Raw genomic sequence first — 20,077 nt, 5'->3', positions numbered from 1 at the left:
GCCGTCGCGGCGTTCCAGGTCACCGCGATGTAGCGGGTGATCCACCCGCCTCCGGTGCTTCCACGTAGACGGTCCCGCCGAGCGCGAGGAACTCGGCCGACTTCTCCGCGAACCGCTCCCGGACGTCCTGGCTGATCCGCATCGAGCAGAACTTCGGTCCGCACATCGAGCAGAAGTGGGCTGTCTTCGCGCCGTCGGCCGGCAGCGTCTCGTCGTGGAAGGACTCGGCGGTGTGGGGGTCGAGCGACAGCGCGAACTGGTCACGCCACCGGAACTCGAAACGGGCCGTGCTCAACGCGTCGTCCCAGGCCCGCGCGCCCGGGTGCCCCTTGGCGACGTCCGCGGCGTGCGCGGCCAGCTTGTAGGTGATGACACCCGTCTTCACGTCGTCACGGTTCGGGAGCCCGAGGTGCTCCTTGGGCGTGACGTAGCAGAGCATCGCGGTGCCGTGCATGGCGATCGCCGCGGCCCCGATCGCGCTGGTGATGTGGTCGTAGCCGGGCGCGATGTCGGTCGCCAGGGGGCCGAGCGTGTAGAACGGCGCGCCGTGGCACCACTCCTGCTGGAGCCGGACGTTCTCCTCGACGAGGTCGAGCGGCACGTGGCCCGGGCCCTCCACCATCACCTGCACGTCGTGCTCCCACGCCCGGGTGGTCAGCTCGGCGAGCGTGCGGAGCTCTGCCAGCTGCGCGGCGTCGTTCGCGTCGGCGACGCTGCCGGGCCGCAGGCCGTCCCCGAGGGAGAAGGCGACGTCGTAGGCGGCGAAGATCTCGCACAGGTCGTCGAAGTGCGTGAAGAGGAAGTTCTCCTCGTGGTGGGCCAGGCACCAACCAGCCATGATCGACCCGCCGCGGGAGACGATCCCCGTGACCCGCTGGGCCGTGAGCGGGACGTGCCGCAGCAGCACGCCAGCGTGGATGGTCATGTAGTCGACGCCCTGCTCGCACTGCTCGAGCACCGTGTCCCGGAAGACCTCCCACGTGAGCTGGTCCGCGTCGCCGCCGACCTTCTCGAGCGCCTGGTAGAGCGGGACGGTCCCGATCGGGACGGGTGAGCTGCGGAGGATCCACTCCCTCGTGGTGTGGATGTCCTCGCCGGTGGACAGGTCCATGACCGTGTCCGCGCCCCACGTCGACGCCCAGGTGAGCTTGTCGACCTCCTCCGCGATGCTGCTGGTGACGGCGGAGTTGCCGATGTTGGCGTTGACCTTCACCAGGAACCGACGACCGATGATCATCGGCTCGGACTCGGGATGGTTGACGTTGGCGGGGATGATCGCGCGCCCGGCAGCCACCTCGTCGCGCACCAGCTCGACGGCACACCCCTCGCGCGCGGCGACGTACTCCATCTCCGGGGTCACGATGCCGCGGCGTGCGTAGTGCATCTGGGTGACGGTGCGGCCCTCGCCCGCTCGCCGCGGTGCCTGCCGACGCCCCGGCCACTCGTCGCGGGCGCTCCCGCGGCGCACGGCCGAGCGGCCGTTGTCGAGCAGGCGGGGCTGCCGTCCCTCGTACTCCTCGGTGTCCCCGCGGCCCGCGATCCAGTCCGCACGGAGCGCGGGCAGCCCGGTCTCCGGTGGCGCCCCCGGGCCAGAGGTGCAGTAGCGGTCGAAGGTCTCGCCGTTGGTGAGGTGGACGCGGGTGACGGGGACGCCGAGCGGCCCGACGAGCACGCGCTGGTGGGACGGGTGGACGGTGGTGGGGTCGGTGGTGGGGTCGGTCGTGGGGTCGGTCATGCGGGCTCCTCCTGGTGGGGTGCGGATGGTGGGTTGTCGGATGCCGGGGCGAGGTGGGAGACGGGGCCGCGGCCACGGCCGAGGCACCAGTCGCGGCTCTGCTCGAGACGCCCGGTGACGTACGCCGCCGCAGCCTGCGCCGCGGGCACGAGGTCGGCGCCGTGCGCGACCCGGGCGGCCAGCGCGCTGGCGTACGTGCAGCCGCTCCCGTGGTCCGCGCTGGTCGTGACGGCGCGGTGCGACAGCGCCACTGGGCGACCGCCGGGCTCGCACAGCCAGTCGGTGCAGTCCGCGACGTCGCTGCCGGGGCGCCACTCCGGGCCGCCGGTCAGCACCACGGCGGGGCCAAGGTCGGCGAGGCGCTCGGCCAGCTCGCGCGCGGGTGCCTCGCGTCCGGCGAGGACCCGGGCCTCGACGAGGTTGGGGGTGGCGATCGTCGCGGCCGGGAGCAGGTCGTCGCGGTACGCCGCGACGACGGCAGCGTCGCCGAGCACCGCGCCGCTCGTCGCCACCAGCACCGGGTCGACCACCAGCGGCAGGTGCCCGAGCCGGTCCGCGACCAGTCGTACGACGTCGGGCGAGCCGAGCATCCCGGTCTTGACCACCGCCACGGGCAGGTCGTCGAGCACCGCGTCGAGCTGGTCGGCGACGGCACCGACCGGGAGGGCGTGGACGGCGCGGACACCGGAGGTGTCCTGGGCCGTCACGGCCGTGACCGCGCAGGCGCCGTGGCAGCCGTGGTGGCCGATCGTCGCCAGGTCGGCGGCCAGGCCGGCGGCGCCACCGCTGTCGGTGCCGGCGACGGCGAGCACGACGGGCGGGGTCAGCACCGGAGAACCCGTAGGAGCGCCTCGACGACCCCGGCCGGGTCGGCGGCCCGCATCACGGCTCCCATGACGGCGACGCCGTGGGCGCCAGCCTCGACCGCAGCCGCAGCGTTGCGGACGTCGACGCCCGCCAGAGCCAGCACCGGGACGGGGTGCGCAGCGAACGCCGTCGCCGGCAGCGGCGGGCCGTGGCCCGGCTTGCTCGCGCTGGTGGCGTACGGCGAGAGCGTCGCCCACGACGCGCCCTGCTCGGCCGCGCGGGCGACGGCGGCGGCCGAGTGGCACGACCGTCCCCACGGGCCGTCGGACGGCACCACCTGGTCGGCGGCGAGGTGCGTCCCGTCGGCCGCCTCGTCGGGGATCCGCGAGGAGATCACCGTCAGTCCGTCGATGGCGGCGAGCTCGGCGACGAGCGCACGGCGGGCCACCGGGTCCACGTCGTGCTCGCGCACCACCACGGCGGTGAGCCCGGCGCCGGCGCACTCCCGCACCGTCCGGAGGAGGCCGCGCCCCAGGCTCAGCTGGGACCGGTCGGTCAGGAGGACGAGTCGCGGGATCATGCGATGCGTCCGTCCAGGGGGCTGGCCGAGCGTGCCGTCGCGAGGCGTGGGATGCGACCGGCCCCTCGGGCGGCCGTGCCTGCTTCGACGGCGAGCCGGAGTGCGCGGGCCATCCCGACCGGGTCGGCGGCGCGCGTCACCGCGGTCGCCGCGAGCACCGCGTCGCACCCGAGCTCCATGGCGAGCGCCGCGTCCGAGGCCGTGCCGACACCGGCGTCGAGGATGACCGGCACGTCGACCGCAGCGACGACCGCCTCGATGGCGTGCGGGTTGAGGATGCCCAGGCCGGACCCGATAGGGGCACCGAGCGGCATCACGGCCGCGCAACCGGCGTCGGCGAGGCGGCGGGCGAGGACCGGGTCGTCGGTCGTGTAGGGCAGGACGGTGAACCCCCGGCCGACGAGCTCCTCGGCAGCCGCGACGAGCTCGACGGCGTCGGGGCGGAGGCTGACCTCGTCGCCGATCACCTCGAGCTTGACCCAGGTCGTGGCCAGGGCCTCCCTCGCCAGCTCGGCGGTCAGCACGGCCTCCCTGGCCGACAGGCAGCCGGCCGTGTTGGGCAGGACCGGCACCCCCGCCTCGGCCAGCAGCGTCAGCAGTCCGCCCGGCGCCGAGGTCGACGTACGCCGCACGCTGACCGTCACCAGGGCCGGTCGCGCCGCCTCGACGACGGGCGCGACCAGGTCGGGCCGCGGCAGGCCGCCGGTGCCGAGGAGCAGCCGCGAGCCCAGTTCCGTGCCGGCGATCGAGAAGGTGCTCATCCGCCGGCCACCGCGGTCACCACGTCCACGACGTCGCCGTCGGCGAGCAGGCGCGTGTCGAGCTCGCCGCGTGGCACGACCTCGGCGTTGACGGCGACGGCATGGCCGTCGGGGAGCGGACCGACGAGGTCCTGCACGGTGGTCGGGTCGGCGTCGAGGGTGACGCCATTGAGGGTCAGGTGCACTGCGGGCCTCCTGGGTCGGGTGCGGATGGGTCGGGTGCGGCTGGGACGGGTTCGGGGAGCAGCCGTCGCGGGTCGACGGCCGGATCGGGGTCGGCGCCCTCGACGGCGTCGGCGAGGAGTCGTGCCGTGAGCGGAGCGAGCAGCACGCCGTGCCTGAAGTGACCGGCGGCGAGGAAGGTCCACGGGTGGTGCGTGGGGCCGACGAGGGGCAGGTGGTCCCGGGTCGCCGGGCGGTCGCGCGCCTCGCAGGCCAGGACCTCCGCCCGGTCGAGGGCTGGGACCAGGACCCGGGCCGCGCGCAGCAGCCGCAGCACGCCTCCGGCCGTCGGGCGGGGACCGTCGTCGTGCTCCTCGACGGTGGCGCCGACGACCACCTCCCCGCCGGGGCGGGGCACCAGGTAGACCGGCTCCCCCGCCACCCATCCCCGGACCACGTGCCGCGGTGCGTCGTCCGTGCGGAGGCGCACGACCTCACCGCGCACGCCTCGCACCAGGCTCGACCACGGCTCGGGCAGCGTGGAACCCGTGGCCACGACGACGACGTCCGCCTCGCCGCGCGGCGCGCTACGACGTACCCGCGCGCCGAGCCGCAGGAGCAGCGCGGCGACCACCGACCGCGGGTCGACGGCCCGCTCCTGGAGGCGGATCCCGCCGGCCACCCGTCCCAGGGACGGCTCGAGCCGGCGCAGGTCGCCGCCGCCGAGCGGCTCCGCCTCGACGTCGAGCGACTGGAGCAGCTCGGCCTGGCGCAGCACGAGCTGCCGGTCGCCCGCGTCGTGGCCGACCAGGAGGACTCCGTCCTCGTGCAGCGGCACCCCGAGGCGGGCGGCGTACGACGGCCACAGCCGCGCGCTCGCCGCACCGAGCCGGTGGCCGTCGGGCTCCCCGTGCCACGCCTCGCCGCCGGGCGACAGCATGCCGGCGGCGACCGCCGAGGCGCCGCTGCCGGGCGCCGGGTCGACGACCACCACGTCGTGGCCCCGCGTCAGGAGCTCGTCGGCGCTCGCGAGGCCGATGATCCCGCCGCCGAGGACGTGGATGCGCATCAGCCGAGCTCCCGCACCAGCTCCTTCGCTGCCCGGACCGGATCGGGTTCGCGCCAGATCGCGCCGAGCACTGCGATCCCGTGGGCGCCGGCGGCCAGGACCCGCGCCACCCGCTCCGGAGTGATCCCGCCGATGGCCACCAGCGGCAGCACTCCGGAGGCCGCTGCCACGCCCTCGGGGCCCAGCGCAGCCGGGAGCCCGGCCTTGCTCGTGGTGTCGAAGACCGGACCGAAGCCGGCGTAGGTGGCACCCGCAGCCGCCGCGCGGTCGACCGCCGACCGGTCCCGGCAGGTCGAGCCGACGAGGAGGTGCGGTGCCACACCGGTGGCGAGGTCGACCGGCAGGTCGTCGGCACCGAGGTGGACGCCGTGGGCCTCCGTCGCCAGCGCGACGTCGAGCCGGTCGTCGACCACGACGGTCGCACCGAGCGGGACCGTCGCGGCCTGGACGATCCGGGTCAGCTCGACGAGCTCGCGCGTGGTGGCGTGCTTGTCGCGGACCTGGAAGCCGTCGACTCCCGCCTCGGCGAGACGGGGCAGCAGGGCCAGGTCGTCGGAGGACGAGACCAGGCAGAAGATGCGTGGCAGTGACACCGGAACTCACTTCCTTCGCCGGCATTACCCGGATCAGGTGCGACGGTCGGAGCGGTCCCAGCTCCCTCTCAGCCCGCTACCGCAGGCTCCCGTGTGGACGCCGAGGACGGTAGCAGACGCAGTCACCCCGCCATCTCCTTGACGGCCCCCCGCCGGCTCCGCTGCACTCGGACGAGCCAGTCCGACAGATCCGAGCCAGCATGCCCGCACGCAGCGTCGCCGTACGCGCCGTCCAGGGTGCCGTGCTCAGCGTGTGGCGCTACGTCCCCGACGCGATCGGCGTGTTCCGGGAGATGTCGGCCCGCAACGCCGAGATCACGCGCGCGCTCGCCACCGGGGAGCAGTCGGAGGCGGACCGCCGGAGGTTCGCGTTCGCGCGGGTCTGGTGCGCGACGGTCTTCCCGGTCTACCAGGTCGCCGACGACATCCCGGGCTACTGGATCTACCTCGAGACCTACGCCCTCACCGGCCTGCTGGGTGCGTACGCCGTCACCGCACTCATCGCGTTCGTCCTCGCGGTCGCGCTCGGGCTGGTGCAGCGCGGCATCGAGCGGCACCGGGCGGAGCTGGTCGGCCACCGGCCCGTCGACGACGACACCGACCACACCCGCTACTTCCTCGACGCGATCGTGATGAGCGCCCCGTGGCAGGTCTACCGCCGCGCCAACCTCCCGGCGCCGGACGGCCACGTCGGGCTCACGACGACGAGGCGGGTCGTCCAGTACGGCGCCGTCTACTGTGTCGTGAACACAGCCCTCTACGCCTTCGGCCGCTACCTCCCGGTCGGCGACTGGACCGGTTTCGCCATCGCCCTGGTCGCGGTGACCGCGCTGGGCGGGGCGTGGGAGGGCGTGCGCAGCCAGGTGCGCTAGTCGGCTCCGGACCCCAGCTTGGCGGAGACCTGGTCCGGGACCCGGTCGTAGTGGGCGAACGCGCGGGTGAAGGTCGCCGATCCGTGCGACAGCGAGCGCAGCTCGGCGGCGTACTTGCGCAGCTCCAGCTGGGGCACGTGCGCGCGGACCACGACCATGCCCGCCTCGTCCGTCGTCTCGCTGCCGAGGACCTTGCCCCGTCGCGCGGACAGGTCGCCCATGACGGTGCCGACGAGGGCGTCGGCCACCAGCACCGCGATCTCGTCGACCGGCTCGAGGAAGCAGGTGCCGCCGCGCGTCGCCGCGTCGCGCAGCGCAAGTCCGCCGGCGGTCTGGAACGCCATGTCGGAGGAGTCGACGCTGTGCGCCTTGCCGTCGGTGAGGGTCACCCGGAGGTCGACGGTCGGGTAGCCGGACTCCACGCCGCGCGTCATCTGGGAGCGGATCCCCTTCTCGACCGACGGGATGAACTGCCGGGGCACGGAGCCGCCGACCACCTTGTCGACGAACTCGAACCCGCTGCCCTCCGGGAGGGGCTCGACGTCGATGCTGCACACGGCGTACTGACCGTGGCCACCGCTCTGCTTCACGTGGCGACCGAGTCCGCTGGCCGGCCGGACGAAGGTCTCGCGGAGTGGCACCCGGAGCTCGACCTCCTCGACCCCGACGCCGTAGCGGGTCGCGAGCCGGTCGAGCAGCACGTCGGCGTGGGCCTCCCCCATCGTCCACAGCACGATCTGGTGGGTCTCGTCGTTGTGCTCGATCCGCAGGGTGGGGTCCTCGGCCGCAAGCCGCTGGAGGCCCGAGCCCAGCTTGTCCTCGTCGCTCTTGGTGAGGACCTTGATCGCCACCGGGAGCTGGGGGTCGGGCATCCGCCACGGCTCCAGCACCACTGGTGTCTCGACCGACGCCAGGGTGTCGCCCGTCTCCGCCCGGCTGAGCCGCCCGACCGCGCAGATGTCGCCGGCGGTCACGGAGGGTACGGCGCGCTGGGCCTTGCCGAGCGGCACGGAGAGCGACCCGATGCGCTCGTCCTCGTCGTGGTCGGGGTGGCTCGAGGTCGGGTCGCTGGCGCCCGCCCACACCGAGCGGTGCCCGGACACGTGCACGGTCGCGTCGGGCAGCACCGTCCCCGAGAACACCCGGACCAGGCTGACCCGTCCCAGGTAGGGATCGGTGGTCGTCTTGACCACCTCCGCCACCAGCGCACCCGACGGGTCACACGCGATCGCCGGGCCGGGGCCACCGGCCGGCGTGTAGACCAGCGGCAGCTGGTGCTCGAGCGGCGAGGGGAACGAGGACACGACGAGGTCGAGGAGCTCCCTCGCCCCGACGCCGCTGGTCGCGTCGACCGGGACGACGGGGTGCATGGACGCCCGGGCGACCGCGAGCTCGAGGTCGCGGAGGAGGAGGTCGGTGTCGATCGGCTCGCCGCTGACGTAGCGGTCCATCAGCGTCTCGTCCTCGGACTCCTCGATGATGCCCTCGATGAGCGCCGCCCGCTGGGCCTCGTGCCCGTGGTCCCCGGTGATCAGGCCGACGAGCTGCCCGCCGTCGTGCAGGTAGACCGGCAGCACCCGCTCGCCGAAGGCGCCGCGGGCCTGGGCCACCACGGCGTCGACGTCGGCGCGGGCGTGGTCGAGCTTGGAGACGACGACCACCCGCGGCATCCCGACGTCCGCGCACTCGCGCCAGAGGGTCAACGTCGGCTCGTCGACGCCCTCATTGGCGGCGACCACGAACAGCGCGCAGTCGGCGGCCCGCAGGCCCGCGCGCACCTCACCCACGAAGTCGACGTAGCCGGGCGCGTCGAGCAGGTTGATCTTCACGCCGTCGTGCACGAGCGGCGCGAGGGCGAGCGCGACCGAGCGGCGCTGCCGGTGCTCGACCTCCTCGAAGTCGCACACGGTGGTGCCGTCCTCGACGCTGCCGGCGCGGTTCAGCACCCCGGCCGTGACCAGCAGGCGCTCGACCAGCGTGGTCTTCCCGGCGCCCGCCGCGCCGACGACCAGGACGTTGCGGATCGACTCCGGCCCGACCGCGACCGGGGCGCTGGTCTGGCTGACATTGCCGCCACTGTCTCTGCTCACGGAGACGGCTCCTCATCGTCGACTCGGACGGGCCCGAGAGGTGTCAGCCCACTGTTCACCCGTTGAATCCGCGAGGCAAGGGCTGTCACAACCCGGCGCCGGCTGGCTGCCGGTGCCGCTGCTCACCTCGCCCGACGTGGCCGAGGACGGTCAGATCAGTCGCTGGGCCGCCCCGTACGCCGCCCCGGGTGGGGCGGCGTACGGGACTGGGAGAGGTCAGCGACGGACACGGTTCCCGTGGCCGTGCCACGCGAAGTCAGGACCGCGCGCGCCGACCTTGCGGGCCTCCTTGCGTGCCTTGTGCACCTTGGCGCTGAAGGGGTCCTTCGTCGCGCCGAAGTAGTACACGGCGTAGCTGGCCGCACCGGAGAGCTCGGTCAGGCTCTTGATCGCGCCCCCGGCCATCGCCCGCTGGGCCGCCCGCTTGGCGGCGTCGTCACCCGTCGGGGCCAGACCGTCGGCGTCGAGCGGCGGCACCCCGGTCAGGACGGTGATGAGGTTGTCGCAGATCTGGTGGTAGCACGGGTCGTACCACGAGCCTGCCGCACCGCCGTACACCTCGGCCTCCACAGCGGTCTTGACGCCCTCGGCACCGGCGAACACACCACCCGACGGGATCCCGCGGTCGGTGAAGCCGACGTAGTCGGACCGGCCGTCGAACGCCCTGCGCACGCTCTCCATCCCCTGCGCGTCGAACCAGTCGTCGAAGACCTGCTCGACCTTGCCCGAGCCCTCGGGGCCGGCCGGGTTCCCGGGGACCGCGTTGCCGTCACCGTCGTACACGCCGCGGACGTAGTTCGCCGAGGCGAGCATGTCGTAGTCGAGCATGACCGCGATCTTGTCGACCTCGGCCTGGCTCAGGCTGTGGGCGTAGTAGGTCGACCCGACCAGCCCGTTCTCCTCGGCGCCGAACCACATGAAGCGGACCTTGTTGCGCAGGTTGTAGTGCCCGCTGGCCAGCTCCTCGGCCTGGGCGAGCAGCATCGCCGAGCCCGACCCGTCGTCGTTGATGCCGGGTCCGGCCTCGACGGAGTCGAGGTGCGCACCGACCACGACGACGCGGTTCGGGTCTCCTCCGCGGGTCTCGGCGATCACCTGCGGCAGGAAGCGGTCGGTGAAGGTGCCGTAGACCTTGAAGTCGACGGTGGGGTTCTGGCCCTGCTTGTACGCCTGGAGCAGCTCGTTGCCGAGCGCGTAGCTGGTGATCACCGCGGCGATCGTCGCCGGCACGTCCGGCTGGTTGTCGACGAAGATCGGGTTCTGGCGTGCGGGGGTGTTGCCCTCGTTGTAGATGATCACGCCCGTGGCGCCGGCGGCCTGCGCCAGCGACCACTTCGTGACGAAGGCGCACGTGCCGCGCTGGACGAGTGCGACCTTGCCGGACACGCCGGAGTAGTCGGCCGCCTCGCAGCCGCTGTCGGAGCCACCCGTGGGCGGGTCGACGATGCCGCCGACCGGGAAGACCGGGGCACCTGTCAGCTCGACCGTCGGCGAGTTGGCCATCGTGATGAAGTCGGCCGTCGGCTGGTCGCTGTCCTCGGCGTCGCCGGGGACGTACGTCTTCGCGGTCGGGGCGACCTGGTTCAGCACCGGGGGCTGCGACTCCTGCCAGAACGGGAAGTTGAACATGTCGACCTTCGGCCGGTAGCCCGCGTCGCGCAGCGTCGACACGACGTAGTCGAGCGACTCCTGGTAGCCGTTCGAGAACACCTCACGGGTGTCGTCGTTCAGCGAGGCGATCCGCTGCAGTGCGACCTGGTGCCCGGTGATCTCCCGGACGGATACCCCCTTCACGAACTTCTTGGCCTGCGGACTGTTCGGGGTGACACCGTGGGATCCGTGACCCCCGTGTGCCGTGGTGACTGTCTGGACGGCGCCTGATCCGGCCGTGGCGGCCGCCGTGGCGAGCAGGACAGCAGCCGCACTCGCCGTCAGCAGCTTGGACCCAGTGTTCATCGCACTCCCTCTCGGGCTGCCGACGCACGCGTTCGACCCGATGCCGAGGGGGTCAGCCGCCGACCTTCGAATCTACGGTTGGGGCTCAGCCGCGCGACATCCCATCGATGGGGCAATTGTCGGCGGTTGCCTAGGCGCGCCGCTCGATCGTCGTCACCACACTGGTGACCGAGGGCCGCTTCGGTGTGGACGAGAAGCCGAACCGGCAGGGCGGGTCGACCGGGGCGAGTGCGCCCAGGTCGGCGCCACGCCACTCGCCGGTGATGTGCGTGACGGCCGCGACCGAGGTCGCGCCGTACCACTCCTTGCGGTCGTTGCCGGCGGTCCCGCGGGTCCGGACCCCGCGGAGCACGACGCGGGCGACGGGGTCGGCGACGGCGCACCAGGCGGGCGAGGTCGCGACGCGCCCGGGCACGAGGGCGAGGGCCGCGCCCAGCGGCGTACGTCTCCCGACTACCAGGTGCAGCGACAGCGAGGGTGTCGTCACCTGCCACCCGTCGGCGGTGTCGTCGACCGACACGGGCTCGAGGACGTGCTCGTCGAAGGAGTACGTCGCTGCGACGAAGCCGCGGACCGTCTCGTCCGGCGCCAGCAGCACGCGATGGCCGGAGGCGTCCTCGAGCATCACGTCGGCGAAGCCGCCCCACGGGGAGTCGTCCCACCGACCGACGACGACGCGCACACCGCTGGTGCTGCCGACACCGGCGATCCGGCCGGTGAAGCGCTCGCGGACGCGACCGACCCTCACGGGAGGACGAGGTCCGACGGGTCGCGGCCATCGGCCGCGAGGCCTGCGGCGACACCGGCGCGGTCCTCGTCCGAGCGGTTCTGGCTGAGCTTGGCCTTGGCCTCGACGGACTCCACGACGAGCTCGACACCGACGATCGGACGGAGGTTCTTCGCGATGTAGTCCTCGGGCGCGTCGGTGACGTGCCACCGGTCGTCGCGGGCGGCCTCGTGACGGTCGGTGAGGCGGGTGACGAGCCCGCGCACCCACGCCGGGTCGTCGTGGACGGCGATGCGGCCGCGGAGGTGCACGACGGAGTAGTTCCACGTCGGCACGACCTTGCCGTGCTCGGCCTTCGTGGCGTACCACGACGGTGAGACGTAGGTGTCCGGCCCGGTCACGATCGCCAGCGCCCGCGAGCCGTCGACGATCCGCCGCCAGTGGGCGTTGGCGCGGGCGACGTGGCCGACCAGCCGGTCGCCCTCCCACAGCACCGGCAGGAACGTCGCGTCGGGCAGCCCGTCCTCGCCGACGGTCACCAGCTGCGCGGTCGCGACCGATGCGACGAAGGGACGTACGTCGTCGGCGTCCATCACGTTGAAGCGCGGGACGTAGAGCTGCGGGTCGGACTGCTGGTCGGGCACGGTCCCATCCTGCCCGACCCGTCCCGCACCGTCGGGTGGCGCGGGTGTCGGTGGCGGGCGGCAGGATGGCACCATGCTGCTCGCCGAGCTCGTCGCCACGTCGGCCGCCGTGGCGGCGACCCGTTCCCGCAAGGCCAAGGTCGCCGCGCTCGCGGAGACGCTGCGCCGGGTCGAGCCCGCCGAGCTCGAGGTCGTGGTGTCCTACCTCGGTGGCGCGCTGCGGCAGCGCCGGACCGGGCTGGGCTGGCGCGGCGTGTGCGACCTCCCCGCACCCGCCGACGAGCCGTCGCTGACGGTGCTCGAGGTCCACGATGCCTTCGAGGCGATGTCGCAGATCTCCGGAGCCGGCTCGCAGCAGGCGCGCCGCGACGCGGTCGAGGCGCTCTTCGGTCGGGCCACCGAGGCCGAGCAGGCGTGGCTGCGCGCGGTCGTCACCGGCAACGTCCGCCAGGGCGCGCTCGACGCCGTCACGCAGGAGGCGGTGGCCCAGGTGGCCGACGTTCCGCTCGCCGCCGTACGCCGCGCCGCGATGCTCGCCGGATCGACCGTCGCGGCCGCCGGGGCGGCGTTCGAGGGTGTCGAGGCCCTCGCCGAGATCGGGCTCGAGGTCGGTCGGCCGATCATGCCGATGCTCGCCTCCAGCGCACCCGACGTCGCCACCGCGATGTCCGGGCTCTCCGCCGACGGCAGCGAGGTCGCCATCGACGCCAAGCTCGACGGCATCCGCATCCAGGTCCACCGCGACGGTGACGAGGTCCTGGTCGTGACGCGCAGCCTCGACGACATCACCGGCCGGCTGCCGGAGGTGGTCGAGGTCGCGCGGTCGCTGCCCGCGCAGCGGTTCGTCCTCGACGGGGAGGCGCTCGCCCTGACCGACGAGGGCCGGCCGATGGCCTTCCAGGACACCGCGAGCCGCACCGCCCAGGAGACCGGCGTCGCCGTCACGCCGCACTTCTTCGACCTGCTCCACGTCGACGGCCGCGACCTCCTCGACTTCCCGGGCCACGAGCGCCTCGCCGCCCTCGACGCGCTGGTGCCCGAGCAGCACCGCGTGCGACGCCTCGTCACCTCGTCCACGGAGGCCGCCGACGCCTTCGCCCGCGAGACGGTGGCCGCGGGCCACGAGGGGGTGGTCCTCAAGGACCTCTCGGCCCCCTACGCTGCCGGACGCCGCGGCTCCGCGTGGGTGAAGGTCAAGCCGGTCCACACCCTCGACCTCGTCGTGCTGGGTGTCGAGTGGGGCTCGGGCCGCCGTGAGGGCTGGCTCTCCAACATCCACCTCGGCGCCCGTGACCCGTCCTCGGAGACCGGCTTCGTGATGCTCGGCAAGACCTTCAAGGGCCTTGATGACAAGACGTTGCAGTGGCAGACGGAACGCTTCACGGAACTGAAGATCAATGACAATGGTTGGGTCGTGACCGTCCGTCCCGAACAGGTGGTCGAGATCGCTTTCGACGGAGTTCAAAGGTCTACCCGTTACCCGGGCGGAGTGGCCCTTCGCTTTGCCCGGGTGATCCGATACCGCGACGACAAGGCTGCTGCGGAGGCCGACACCCTCGATGCGGTTCGGTCGTTCATCGGCGGAGCGTCCGAGACAACCTGACAAGATTCACGGCATGTCGGAGATGACCGCCGAGGACTACGCGTCCGTGGATCGTGCTTCTCGCGAACTCCATGCTGCGGGCTGGCGCAAGGCGTTCACTCTGAACGAGATGTTTGCGGCATGGGCATCCCTCGTCGCTGATGTCGAGCGCGGCTACGACCAGATGGTCGATGAGTACACAAACGACATGGCATGCCGCGATTGGCTTTCACTGGCTTGGCCGATGCTCACCGAGAATGTGCGCGCAGCACGTGCGAGCGAGTTGGACAGCCTCGACGCGCGGTTTCGTGCGGCGACCTACGAGGACGGTGGTCGCGCCATCGGCAGATTCTTTGCTGTGGAGAACAAGGCCGGGTGGTGGTGGCGAAGGAGGCCGACCAAGGCCGAGGGCGTCTTCGCAGCGGATCTGGCAAGTGAGTAGACCGCACGCCCGGCTGCATCAGTAACTCGCTGCATCCAAGACCTTCAAGGGCATGACCGACGAGATGCTCGCCTGGCAGACCGAGCGCTTCACCGAGCTCGCCGTCTCGCCCGAGACGATCCGCGACCACTACGCCGTCGAGCTGCGGCTCGAGCAGGTCGTGGAGATCGCCTTCGACGGCCTCCAGCGCTCCACGCGCTACCCCGGCGGTGTCGCGCTCCGCTTCGCCCGGGTCGTCCGCTACTGCGACGACAAGACCGCCGACGAGGCCGACACGATCGAGACCGTGCGGGCGCTGTCGGCGGGCTGAGGGCCACTCGATCGGCGGGTGCGGCATCGGACGCGGCGTGTCGTACGAGGGCGACGGCGTGTCGTGGCCGTGAGCCGGGTCGAACGGCCCTCAGCCGCGCGGCTCCGCCAGGCGGCACCCGGGCGTGTCCAGGGAGAAGCGCCGGTCGACCCCGATGCAGCCGGTGAGCAGCGCGGTCTGCTGGCCGTAGTTCATGTTCCTGCGCATCACGATCCGGCCGCGCCTGTTCTCCTCGCAGGCCGAGTCGATGCAGCGACGGCCCCCGACGTAACCGGTGTTGGCGATGCCGACGACCTCGCCGGTCTCCCGCGACACGATCGGCGAGCCGGAGTAGCCGCCTCGGATGGCGCAGCCGTCCAGTGCGGGGAGGCGGATGGAGTCCCACCAGTCCCACGCGCGCTCGTGGAGGCGGTGGACGGTGCCGGTGGTGGTGCAGGCGCGCTGCTCGGTCCAGTAGCCGGACGGGATCCGGATCCGGTCACCGCGTGACGGTCCGGTGGCGGCGAGGGCCAGCGGGGTGACGCCCTTCGCGGCGAGGTCGGCGTACGTCTCGCGCAGCTCGTAGACCGCGAGGTCGGTGCGGTACATCGACGCGTAGCGCAGGTGCACCCCGCGCACGGTCATCGCGACGTCGCCGTCGCCGTCCAGCAGCTCGATCCGCTTCCACTGGCGCTGGTCGACGAGCACCTCGCGGGCGCCGAGGAACGGCGTCCGCACGCAGTGGCCGTTGGTGATCACGACCGCCGGGTCCGCGTCCAGCGCGGACGCCCAGCGCACCACCGCGCCGGAGCAGCCGGCCAGCCGGGCCGTGCCCGTGAAGCGGTCGTCGGCCGCCGATGCCGGCGACGCGAGCGCGAGCGAGGACGCCCCCACCAGCAGCACGGCCACAGCACTGAGCAGGCGACGCAGTCCGAGGAGCGGCATGCCCAGCATCGAACCACACCCGGGGGCCGGCACCCGGCCTCCCTAGACTGGTGCCATGAGCTCCGAGTCGTCGGCCCCGTCGGTCACCGGGCGCGGCGGCACCGCGGCCGCGCGCCGCCGCCTGCGCGAGGCCGAGATCATCTCCGCGACGCGCCGCCTCTTCGACGAGCGCGGTGTGCGTGACGCGCAGATCGAGGACATCGCCAAGGCCGTCGGGATCAACCGGGCGATCATCTACCGCCACTTCACCGGCAAGGAGGAGCTGTTCAGCCTCACGCTGGTGCAGTACCTCGACGAGCTCCGCGTGGCGCTCTCGTCGGCGGCCGAGACGACCGACGACCCGCGCCGCCAGCTCGAGAGCCTCGTCGAGGCGTTCGTCGAGTACGGCCTGGCGCACCCGGCGTTCGTCGACTGCGCGCAGGCGATCATGCGGCGCCCGGGCGGCGACCTCCTCGAGGAGGTCAGCGAGAGTGCGATGTACCGCCTCGGCCAGGCCATCAGCGGGTGCCTCTCGGTGCTCACGCACACCATCGAGGCGGGTGTCGAGAAGGGCGAGTTCCACGTCGATGACCCGGGGCTGCTCGCCAACATGCTCTACGCCAGCGGGCTCGGCACCCTGCAGCTCGGCCGGGTGGCCATGCTGGTGTCCGAGGAGGCCCCCGGGGTGCCCCGGATCAGCCGGATCACCGCCGACCAGGTGCGCGACCACATGGTGGCCTCGGCGCTGGCCGTCGCGGCCGGCCCGCCCCGCTGACGTACGACACGCTGGCGTACGACCGGTGCCGGGCGTGGCTCAGCGCGAGAGGTGCTTGGCGCGGGCGAAGCAGAAGACGCCGTAGCAGGCGATGCCGAGGCCGATGGCGATCAGCAGCACCTGGCCGAAGGGGACCTCGAGGACCTTCTGCAGCGCCTGGTCGAGCCCGCCGGACTTCTTGGGGTCGTGCGTGAGCGCGGCGTAGACGAACAGGCCGCCGACCATCCCGATGGCGAGGCCCTTGGCGATGTAGCCGACCTTGCCGGACAGGACGTACGCCGAGCCGTCCTTGCCCGCCTGCCCCTGGGAGTCGAGGTGCTCGCGGAACTTCTCGCTCCAGCCGCGGTAGACCAGCGACCCGCCGTAGCCGATGATCGCCAGCCCCACCGCGCCGACGATCCACGGGCCGGCCGGCAGGTCCATCAGCTTCGCCGTCGTCGAGTCGGTGCCGCCCTTGCCGCCGCCGGAGCCCGTCGCGGTCTGGATGGCGCTCCAGCCGATGGCGCCGTAGATGATCGCCTTGCCGAGCGACGTGGCGCGCTTGCGCCAGCGCTTCGCGTCGTCGGACTCGTCGCGGTAGCCGAAGGCGAACTCCAGCAGCCGCCACAGGACGAGCAGGAACATCCCGATCGCCACGCCCCAGACCAGCACCCCGCCGAGTGGCTGCTGCGAGAGGTAGTGGAGGGCGCCGCTGTTGGAGGCCTGGTCCTCCTTCTCGCCGAGCGCCAGCTGGATCGCCAGCCACGCGACGAGCAGGTGCACGACGCCGTAGGCCACCAGGCCGACACGGATCGCGTGGTCGAGCCAGTCGCTCTCGTGGACCTGCTCGGCGGTGTTCGACGGAGCGTTCATGCGCCCAACCTAGGACGGTACGGCCGTGGCGGCGACACCCCCTGGGGGTGGTCCTCAGACGAGGCTGGCCCGGTCCTTCATGACCGCGCCGAGCAGGCCGTTGACGAAGGCCGGGGAGTCGTCGGTGGAGAGGTCCTGCACCAGGTGCAGCGCCTCGCTGACCGCGACCGTCTCCGGGACGTCAGCGTCGCCCCACAGCAGCTCGTAGACACCGATACGGAGCACGTTGCGGTCCACCGCGGGCATCCGGCTGAGCGTCCAGCCCCTGCTGTACGTCGTCAGCACCTCGTCGATGCGCTCGCGGTGCTCGACCACGCCCCGCACCAGCGTGCTGGTGTAGTCGTTGGTCGGGCCCTCACCGGCCTCGATGGCGCGGTCGAGCGCGACGACGGGGTCCTCGGAGCGGAGCTCGGAGGCGAACAGGATGTCCAGCGCGCGCTTGCGGGCCTTGGAACGGGCAGCCACGCGGTGTCAGGCCTTGACGCGGCCGAGGTAGGACGAGTCGCGGGTGTCGACCTTGACCTTCTCGCCCGTGGTGATGAAGAGCGGGACCTGGATGGTGTGGCCGGTCTCGAGGGTGGCGGGCTTGGTGCCGCCGGTGGAGCGATCGCCCTGCAGGCCCGGCTCGGTCTCGGCGATCAGCAGCTCGACGGAGGCGGGCAGCTCGATGAACAGCACGCGGCCCTCGTTGGTGGCGACGATCGCCTCCTGGTTCTCCAGCATGAAGTTCTTGGCGTCGCCGACGACCTCAGGCGAGACCTCGAGCTGCTCGTAGCTCTGGACGTCCATGAAGACGTAGGACGAGCCGTCGTTGTAGAGGTACTGCATGGCGCGGCGGTCGACGTTGGCCGTCTCGACCTTGGTGCCGGCGTTGAACGTCTTGTCGACGTTCTTGCCCGACTCGACGTTCTTGAGCTTGGTGCGCACGAAGGCCGGACCCTTGCCGGGCTTCACGTGCTGGAACTCGACGACGGACCAGAGCTGACCCTCGAGGTTGAGGACCATGCCGTTCTTGAGGTCGTTGGTGCTAGCCATCTCTATCTGTCCGCCTTCGTCGAGTTGTCAAAGTTCACCGGCGCACGCGCCGACCCGCAAGTCTAGTGGGCGGCCACCAGAGCCATGAAATGCGCGGCGTGCGCCTCCGTGGTGCCGGGCGGGTTGCGCCGCCAGGCGGTGTTGCCGGGCAGCAGCATCGCGAGCCAGAACGCACCGAACAGCGGGCGGTAGGCGGCCATCCGCTCCCGTCCGTCCGCGTCCAGGCCCACGGCGTCCGCGAGCGCCGGGGCGTCGTACACGCCGGGAAGGCGGCTGCCGAGGTGCTCGACGTGGTCGGCCAGCTCGTACGCCGGATCGCTCAGGCCGCCGTCCTCGAAGTCCACCAGCCGGGCGACCCGCCCGTCCCACATCACGTTGGCCGGGTTGAGGTCGGCGATCCCGAGCGCCGTCTCGAGGGGCTCGGGCAGGGTCGGCGCGGCGACGTAGGTCCGCGCAGCCTCGACCGCCTCGGCGACCAGCGCCGGGTCGCGGCACTCCCCCAGGTCGACCTCCTCGGCCAGCCAGTCCACCATCACCTGCACGTGCTCGTGGGCGCCGTACCTCCGGCGTCCGATCCCCGCGTCCCGCACCGCGGAGACGGGGACATCGAACATCCTGCGCAGCGCGGCGCCGACGGCGAGGTTCTGCCGGGAGTCGAGCGGACGCGGCTCGAGGTGCGACCCCGGCACCCGCTCCATCACGATCACGGGTGTCGCGCCGTCCTCGCGGCGGATCGGCCGCGGCGCCAGGCCGGGCGCGTGCTCCGCGAGCAACGTCAGGCAGGCCCACTCCCGCTCGGCTTGTGCCTCGTGGTCGGCGACGAACTCCTTGCGGACCTCGCGCTCCCCGATGGTCACGCCGTGGGTCGAGTTCTGCACCCCGCTACCGTGGCACACATGCGAGTCACCATCTTCGGCGGACACGGCAAGATCGCGCTCCTCCTGGCACCGATGCTGGTCGAGGCGGGGCACGAGGTCACCTCGGTCGTCCGCAACCCCGACCACGTCGCCGACGTCGAGGCCACCGGCGCGGCCGCCCTCGTGTCGTCGGTCGAGGACGCCGACGAGGCGACGCTGGTCGCGCAGCTCGTCGGCCAGGACGCGGTCATCTGGTCCGCGGGCGCCGGCGGCGGCAACCCCGCCCGGACGTACGCCGTCGACCGCGACGCGGCGATCCGCTCGATGGACGCGGCCGTGGCCGCCGGGGTGGGTCGCTACGTCATGGTCTCGTTCTCCGGGTCCACCCCCGACGCGCTGGTGCCCGAGGACAACCCGTTCCGGCACTACCAGGACGCCAAGATCGCGGCCGACGACCACCTGCGCGGCGCCGGCCTCGACTGGACGATCCTCGCCCCCGGCACCCTCACGCTCGAGCCGGGCGGCAGCGCGGTGAACCCTGGCGCCCGCTTCAACGACGGCGACGTCACGTCCCGCGAGCTGGTCGCCCAGGTCGCGCTCGCGGTGCTGGACGACCCTCGGTCCTACGGCAAGACCCTGGTCTTCGGCGACGGCGACGTGGGACTGGACGCCTGGCTCGACTCGGTCTGAGCCTCGCCGGTGGTGTCGGCCGCGCCGTCGCCCTCCAGGACGGAGCGGGGCAGGCGCCCGCCCGCTCCGGCGGCGCCCACGACGCCCTCACGCACCATCATCGGACGTGCCTGCGCGGGCGGACCCGGCTCATGCTGTGCAGGACGGCGTCCCGGCGCGCGGCCCGCACCTCCCCCATCTTCACCTCGCACGACCAGCAGCGGTCGGTCGCGACGCAGCACGTGGCGTTCCTGACCTCGGCCTCGAGCAGGTCGGCGTGTGCGCTCCTGCCCACGACGCTTCGCATGACTTCCTCCCCCGACCCGGCACCTCGCCGGGTCTGCACCCGAGTCTCGCCCGCGGTGATGATCGGCCACATCCGCATTACTACCGATGTCTGGACCAGTTCCCGGCGCGGTGAACGGTCACCACACGGGGCGTCGGGGCCTGACCTGGCTGATCATGTGCATGAGGGCGTCGCGTCGCACGGCGCGTACCTCCTCCAGCTTGACCAGGCAGTCGTGGCACCGGTCGCACGCGGTGCAGCACGTGGCGTCGCGCACCTCGGCCTCCAGCTGGTCCGCGTTGGCGCTCCTGCTCAGCACGCTCTTCATGGCCGTCCCCCTCCCCGTGACCTGACACAGGTGTCAGCGTCA

At 72.6% G+C, this 20,077-nt stretch carries 24 protein-coding genes and 1 riboswitch; of the genes, 6 read left to right on the top strand and 18 right to left on the bottom strand.

The annotated features are described in order from the left end of the window. Positions 1-19 precede the first annotated feature (19 nt). The 7 genes from thiC to thiE form a co-directional block, all read right to left on the bottom strand. Complete coding sequence (gene thiC, locus ACE3QY_RS14665) at positions 20-1,735, bottom strand: phosphomethylpyrimidine synthase ThiC (RefSeq protein ID WP_374456758.1); 1,716 nt, start codon at positions 1,733-1,735, stop codon at positions 20-22. After that, positions 1,732-2,565: a bifunctional hydroxymethylpyrimidine kinase/phosphomethylpyrimidine kinase gene (gene thiD, locus ACE3QY_RS14660; protein WP_374456757.1), complete on the bottom strand. Its 834-nt coding sequence runs from the start codon at positions 2,563-2,565 to the stop codon at positions 1,732-1,734. The genes thiC and thiD overlap by 4 nt, the downstream gene beginning before the upstream one ends. Continuing rightward, entirely contained in the window at positions 2,559-3,122 is a 564-nt protein-coding gene (locus ACE3QY_RS14655) for a thiamine phosphate synthase (protein WP_374456756.1), read from the bottom strand. Before ACE3QY_RS14655 ends, thiD begins: the two co-directional genes overlap by 7 nt. Beyond that, positions 3,119-3,883, bottom strand: a complete 765-nt coding sequence (locus ACE3QY_RS14650; protein WP_374456755.1) for a thiazole synthase — start codon at positions 3,881-3,883, stop codon at positions 3,119-3,121. The genes ACE3QY_RS14655 and ACE3QY_RS14650 overlap by 4 nt, the downstream gene beginning before the upstream one ends. Beyond that, a complete protein-coding gene (gene thiS, locus ACE3QY_RS14645) occupies positions 3,880-4,068 on the bottom strand; it encodes a sulfur carrier protein ThiS (protein WP_374456754.1) in 189 nt (62 codons plus the stop codon). The genes ACE3QY_RS14650 and thiS overlap by 4 nt, the downstream gene beginning before the upstream one ends. After that, a complete protein-coding gene (locus ACE3QY_RS14640) occupies positions 4,059-5,114 on the bottom strand; it encodes an FAD-dependent oxidoreductase (protein ID WP_374456753.1) in 1,056 nt (351 codons plus the stop codon). Before ACE3QY_RS14640 ends, thiS begins: the two co-directional genes overlap by 10 nt. Continuing rightward, complete coding sequence (gene thiE, locus ACE3QY_RS14635; protein ID WP_374456752.1) at positions 5,114-5,707, bottom strand: thiamine phosphate synthase; 594 nt, start codon at positions 5,705-5,707, stop codon at positions 5,114-5,116. The genes ACE3QY_RS14640 and thiE overlap by 1 nt, the downstream gene beginning before the upstream one ends. Continuing rightward, positions 5,701-5,810, bottom strand: a riboswitch (TPP riboswitch). Its footprint overlaps the gene before it by 7 nt. A 97-nt stretch (positions 5,811-5,907) precedes the next feature. On the opposite strand from thiE, the gene ACE3QY_RS14630 reads away from it, so the two are divergent. Next, positions 5,908-6,579: a hypothetical protein gene (locus ACE3QY_RS14630; protein ID WP_374456751.1), complete on the top strand. Its 672-nt coding sequence runs from the start codon at positions 5,908-5,910 to the stop codon at positions 6,577-6,579. Here the strand turns inward: ACE3QY_RS14630 and ACE3QY_RS14625 are convergent. The 4 genes from ACE3QY_RS14625 to ACE3QY_RS14610 form a co-directional block, all read right to left on the bottom strand. Next, the gene (locus tag ACE3QY_RS14625) at positions 6,576-8,669 is read right to left on the bottom strand and encodes an elongation factor G-like protein EF-G2 (protein WP_374456750.1); all 2,094 of its coding nucleotides are present in this window, start codon (positions 8,667-8,669) and stop codon (positions 6,576-6,578) included. The genes ACE3QY_RS14630 and ACE3QY_RS14625 overlap by 4 nt on opposite strands. Before the next feature lie 216 nt (positions 8,670-8,885). After that, positions 8,886-10,463: a M28 family metallopeptidase gene (locus ACE3QY_RS14620; RefSeq protein WP_374456749.1), complete on the bottom strand. Its 1,578-nt coding sequence runs from the start codon at positions 10,461-10,463 to the stop codon at positions 8,886-8,888. 292 nt (positions 10,464-10,755) lie between these two features. After that, entirely contained in the window at positions 10,756-11,373 is a 618-nt protein-coding gene (locus ACE3QY_RS14615) for a hypothetical protein (protein ID WP_374456748.1), read from the bottom strand. Beyond that, complete coding sequence (locus ACE3QY_RS14610) at positions 11,370-11,996, bottom strand: FMN-binding negative transcriptional regulator (protein ID WP_374456747.1); 627 nt, start codon at positions 11,994-11,996, stop codon at positions 11,370-11,372. Before ACE3QY_RS14610 ends, ACE3QY_RS14615 begins: the two co-directional genes overlap by 4 nt. Before the next feature lie 73 nt (positions 11,997-12,069). On the opposite strand from ACE3QY_RS14610, the gene ACE3QY_RS14605 reads away from it, so the two are divergent. The 3 genes from ACE3QY_RS14605 to ACE3QY_RS14595 are packed head-to-tail and all read left to right on the top strand — an operon-like array spanning position 12,070 to position 14,330. Next, positions 12,070-13,599 (top strand): ATP-dependent DNA ligase, encoded by a 1,530-nt coding sequence (locus ACE3QY_RS14605; protein ID WP_374456746.1) that lies wholly within the window; start codon positions 12,070-12,072, stop codon positions 13,597-13,599. A 13-nt stretch (positions 13,600-13,612) separates the two neighbouring features. Beyond that, the gene (locus ACE3QY_RS14600; RefSeq protein WP_374456745.1) at positions 13,613-14,020 is read left to right on the top strand and encodes a hypothetical protein; all 408 of its coding nucleotides are present in this window, start codon (positions 13,613-13,615) and stop codon (positions 14,018-14,020) included. Positions 14,021-14,072: 52 nt separating this feature from the next. Further along, the gene (locus ACE3QY_RS14595; RefSeq protein WP_374456744.1) at positions 14,073-14,330 is read left to right on the top strand and encodes a hypothetical protein; all 258 of its coding nucleotides are present in this window, start codon (positions 14,073-14,075) and stop codon (positions 14,328-14,330) included. Positions 14,331-14,420: 90 nt separating this feature from the next. Here the strand turns inward: ACE3QY_RS14595 and ACE3QY_RS14590 are convergent, their stop codons facing one another. Beyond that, positions 14,421-15,254, bottom strand: a complete 834-nt coding sequence (locus ACE3QY_RS14590) for a serine protease (protein WP_374456743.1) — start codon at positions 15,252-15,254, stop codon at positions 14,421-14,423. Positions 15,255-15,309: 55 nt separating this feature from the next. Between ACE3QY_RS14590 and ACE3QY_RS14585 the strand changes: the two genes are divergently transcribed. Further along, positions 15,310-16,008 carry a TetR/AcrR family transcriptional regulator gene (locus tag ACE3QY_RS14585; RefSeq protein ID WP_374456742.1) on the top strand — a complete coding sequence of 233 codons (699 nt, stop codon included), beginning with the start codon at positions 15,310-15,312 and terminating at the stop codon, positions 16,006-16,008. A 39-nt stretch (positions 16,009-16,047) separates the two neighbouring features. On the opposite strand, the gene ACE3QY_RS14580 is transcribed toward ACE3QY_RS14585, so the two are convergent. The 4 genes from ACE3QY_RS14580 to ACE3QY_RS14565 all read right to left on the bottom strand — a co-directional run bounded on the left by ACE3QY_RS14580 (position 16,048) and on the right by ACE3QY_RS14565 (position 18,773). Further along, on the bottom strand, positions 16,048-16,860 hold the full coding sequence (locus tag ACE3QY_RS14580) for a DUF1206 domain-containing protein (RefSeq protein ID WP_374456741.1): 813 nt from the start codon (positions 16,858-16,860) through the stop codon (positions 16,048-16,050). Positions 16,861-16,914: 54 nt separating this feature from the next. Continuing rightward, on the bottom strand, positions 16,915-17,325 hold the full coding sequence (gene nusB, locus ACE3QY_RS14575; protein ID WP_374456740.1) for a transcription antitermination factor NusB: 411 nt from the start codon (positions 17,323-17,325) through the stop codon (positions 16,915-16,917). 6 nt (positions 17,326-17,331) lie between these two features. Then, complete coding sequence (gene efp, locus ACE3QY_RS14570) at positions 17,332-17,895, bottom strand: elongation factor P (protein ID WP_374456739.1); 564 nt, start codon at positions 17,893-17,895, stop codon at positions 17,332-17,334. Between the two features lie 62 nt (positions 17,896-17,957). After that, positions 17,958-18,773, bottom strand: coding sequence for an aminoglycoside phosphotransferase family protein (locus ACE3QY_RS14565; protein WP_374456738.1), 816 nt, complete (start codon positions 18,771-18,773; stop codon positions 17,958-17,960). Positions 18,774-18,791: 18 nt separating this feature from the next. On the opposite strand from ACE3QY_RS14565, the gene ACE3QY_RS14560 reads away from it, so the two are divergent. Next, positions 18,792-19,442 (top strand): SDR family oxidoreductase, encoded by a 651-nt coding sequence (locus tag ACE3QY_RS14560; RefSeq protein WP_374456737.1) that lies wholly within the window; start codon positions 18,792-18,794, stop codon positions 19,440-19,442. Between the two features lie 97 nt (positions 19,443-19,539). On the opposite strand, the gene ACE3QY_RS14555 is transcribed toward ACE3QY_RS14560, so the two are convergent. Together ACE3QY_RS14555 and ACE3QY_RS14550 are read right to left on the bottom strand one after the other, a co-directional pair. Next, on the bottom strand, positions 19,540-19,728 hold the full coding sequence (locus tag ACE3QY_RS14555; protein WP_374456736.1) for a hypothetical protein: 189 nt from the start codon (positions 19,726-19,728) through the stop codon (positions 19,540-19,542). Positions 19,729-19,846: 118 nt separating this feature from the next. Further along, positions 19,847-20,035 (bottom strand): hypothetical protein, encoded by a 189-nt coding sequence (locus ACE3QY_RS14550; protein ID WP_374456735.1) that lies wholly within the window; start codon positions 20,033-20,035, stop codon positions 19,847-19,849. Between the last annotated feature and the right edge of the window lie 42 nt (positions 20,036-20,077).

It is taken from the genome of Nocardioides sp. (genome assembly GCF_041913365.1).
GTDB lineage: Bacteria > Actinomycetota > Actinomycetes > Propionibacteriales > Nocardioidaceae > Nocardioides.
Note: the sequence above shows the minus strand (reverse complement) of the source record. Positions and strands in the feature narration are given on the sequence as shown.

Excerpts from the sequence above, each read along its gene's own strand:
- thiC (WP_374456758.1), bottom strand. The coding sequence starts at position 1,735 with ATGACCGACCCCACGACCGACCCCACCACCGACCCCACCACCGTCCAC.
- ACE3QY_RS14655 (WP_374456756.1), bottom strand. The coding sequence starts at position 3,122 with ATGATCCCGCGACTCGTCCTCCTGACCGACCGGTCCCAGCTGAGCCTG.
- ACE3QY_RS14650 (WP_374456755.1), bottom strand. The coding sequence starts at position 3,883 with ATGAGCACCTTCTCGATCGCCGGCACGGAACTGGGCTCGCGGCTGCTC.
- ACE3QY_RS14640 (WP_374456753.1), bottom strand. The coding sequence starts at position 5,114 with ATGCGCATCCACGTCCTCGGCGGCGGGATCATCGGCCTCGCGAGCGCC.
- ACE3QY_RS14630 (WP_374456751.1), top strand. The coding sequence starts at position 5,908 with ATGCCCGCACGCAGCGTCGCCGTACGCGCCGTCCAGGGTGCCGTGCTC.
- ACE3QY_RS14605 (WP_374456746.1), top strand. The coding sequence starts at position 12,070 with ATGCTGCTCGCCGAGCTCGTCGCCACGTCGGCCGCCGTGGCGGCGACC.
- ACE3QY_RS14600 (WP_374456745.1), top strand. The coding sequence starts at position 13,613 with ATGTCGGAGATGACCGCCGAGGACTACGCGTCCGTGGATCGTGCTTCT.
- ACE3QY_RS14595 (WP_374456744.1), top strand. The coding sequence starts at position 14,073 with ATGACCGACGAGATGCTCGCCTGGCAGACCGAGCGCTTCACCGAGCTC.
- ACE3QY_RS14590 (WP_374456743.1), bottom strand. The coding sequence starts at position 15,254 with ATGCCGCTCCTCGGACTGCGTCGCCTGCTCAGTGCTGTGGCCGTGCTG.
- ACE3QY_RS14585 (WP_374456742.1), top strand. The coding sequence starts at position 15,310 with ATGAGCTCCGAGTCGTCGGCCCCGTCGGTCACCGGGCGCGGCGGCACC.
- ACE3QY_RS14580 (WP_374456741.1), bottom strand. The coding sequence starts at position 16,860 with ATGAACGCTCCGTCGAACACCGCCGAGCAGGTCCACGAGAGCGACTGG.
- efp (WP_374456739.1), bottom strand. The coding sequence starts at position 17,895 with ATGGCTAGCACCAACGACCTCAAGAACGGCATGGTCCTCAACCTCGAG.
- ACE3QY_RS14560 (WP_374456737.1), top strand. The coding sequence starts at position 18,792 with ATGCGAGTCACCATCTTCGGCGGACACGGCAAGATCGCGCTCCTCCTG.
- ACE3QY_RS14555 (WP_374456736.1), bottom strand. The coding sequence starts at position 19,728 with ATGCGAAGCGTCGTGGGCAGGAGCGCACACGCCGACCTGCTCGAGGCC.
- ACE3QY_RS14550 (WP_374456735.1), bottom strand. The coding sequence starts at position 20,035 with ATGAAGAGCGTGCTGAGCAGGAGCGCCAACGCGGACCAGCTGGAGGCC.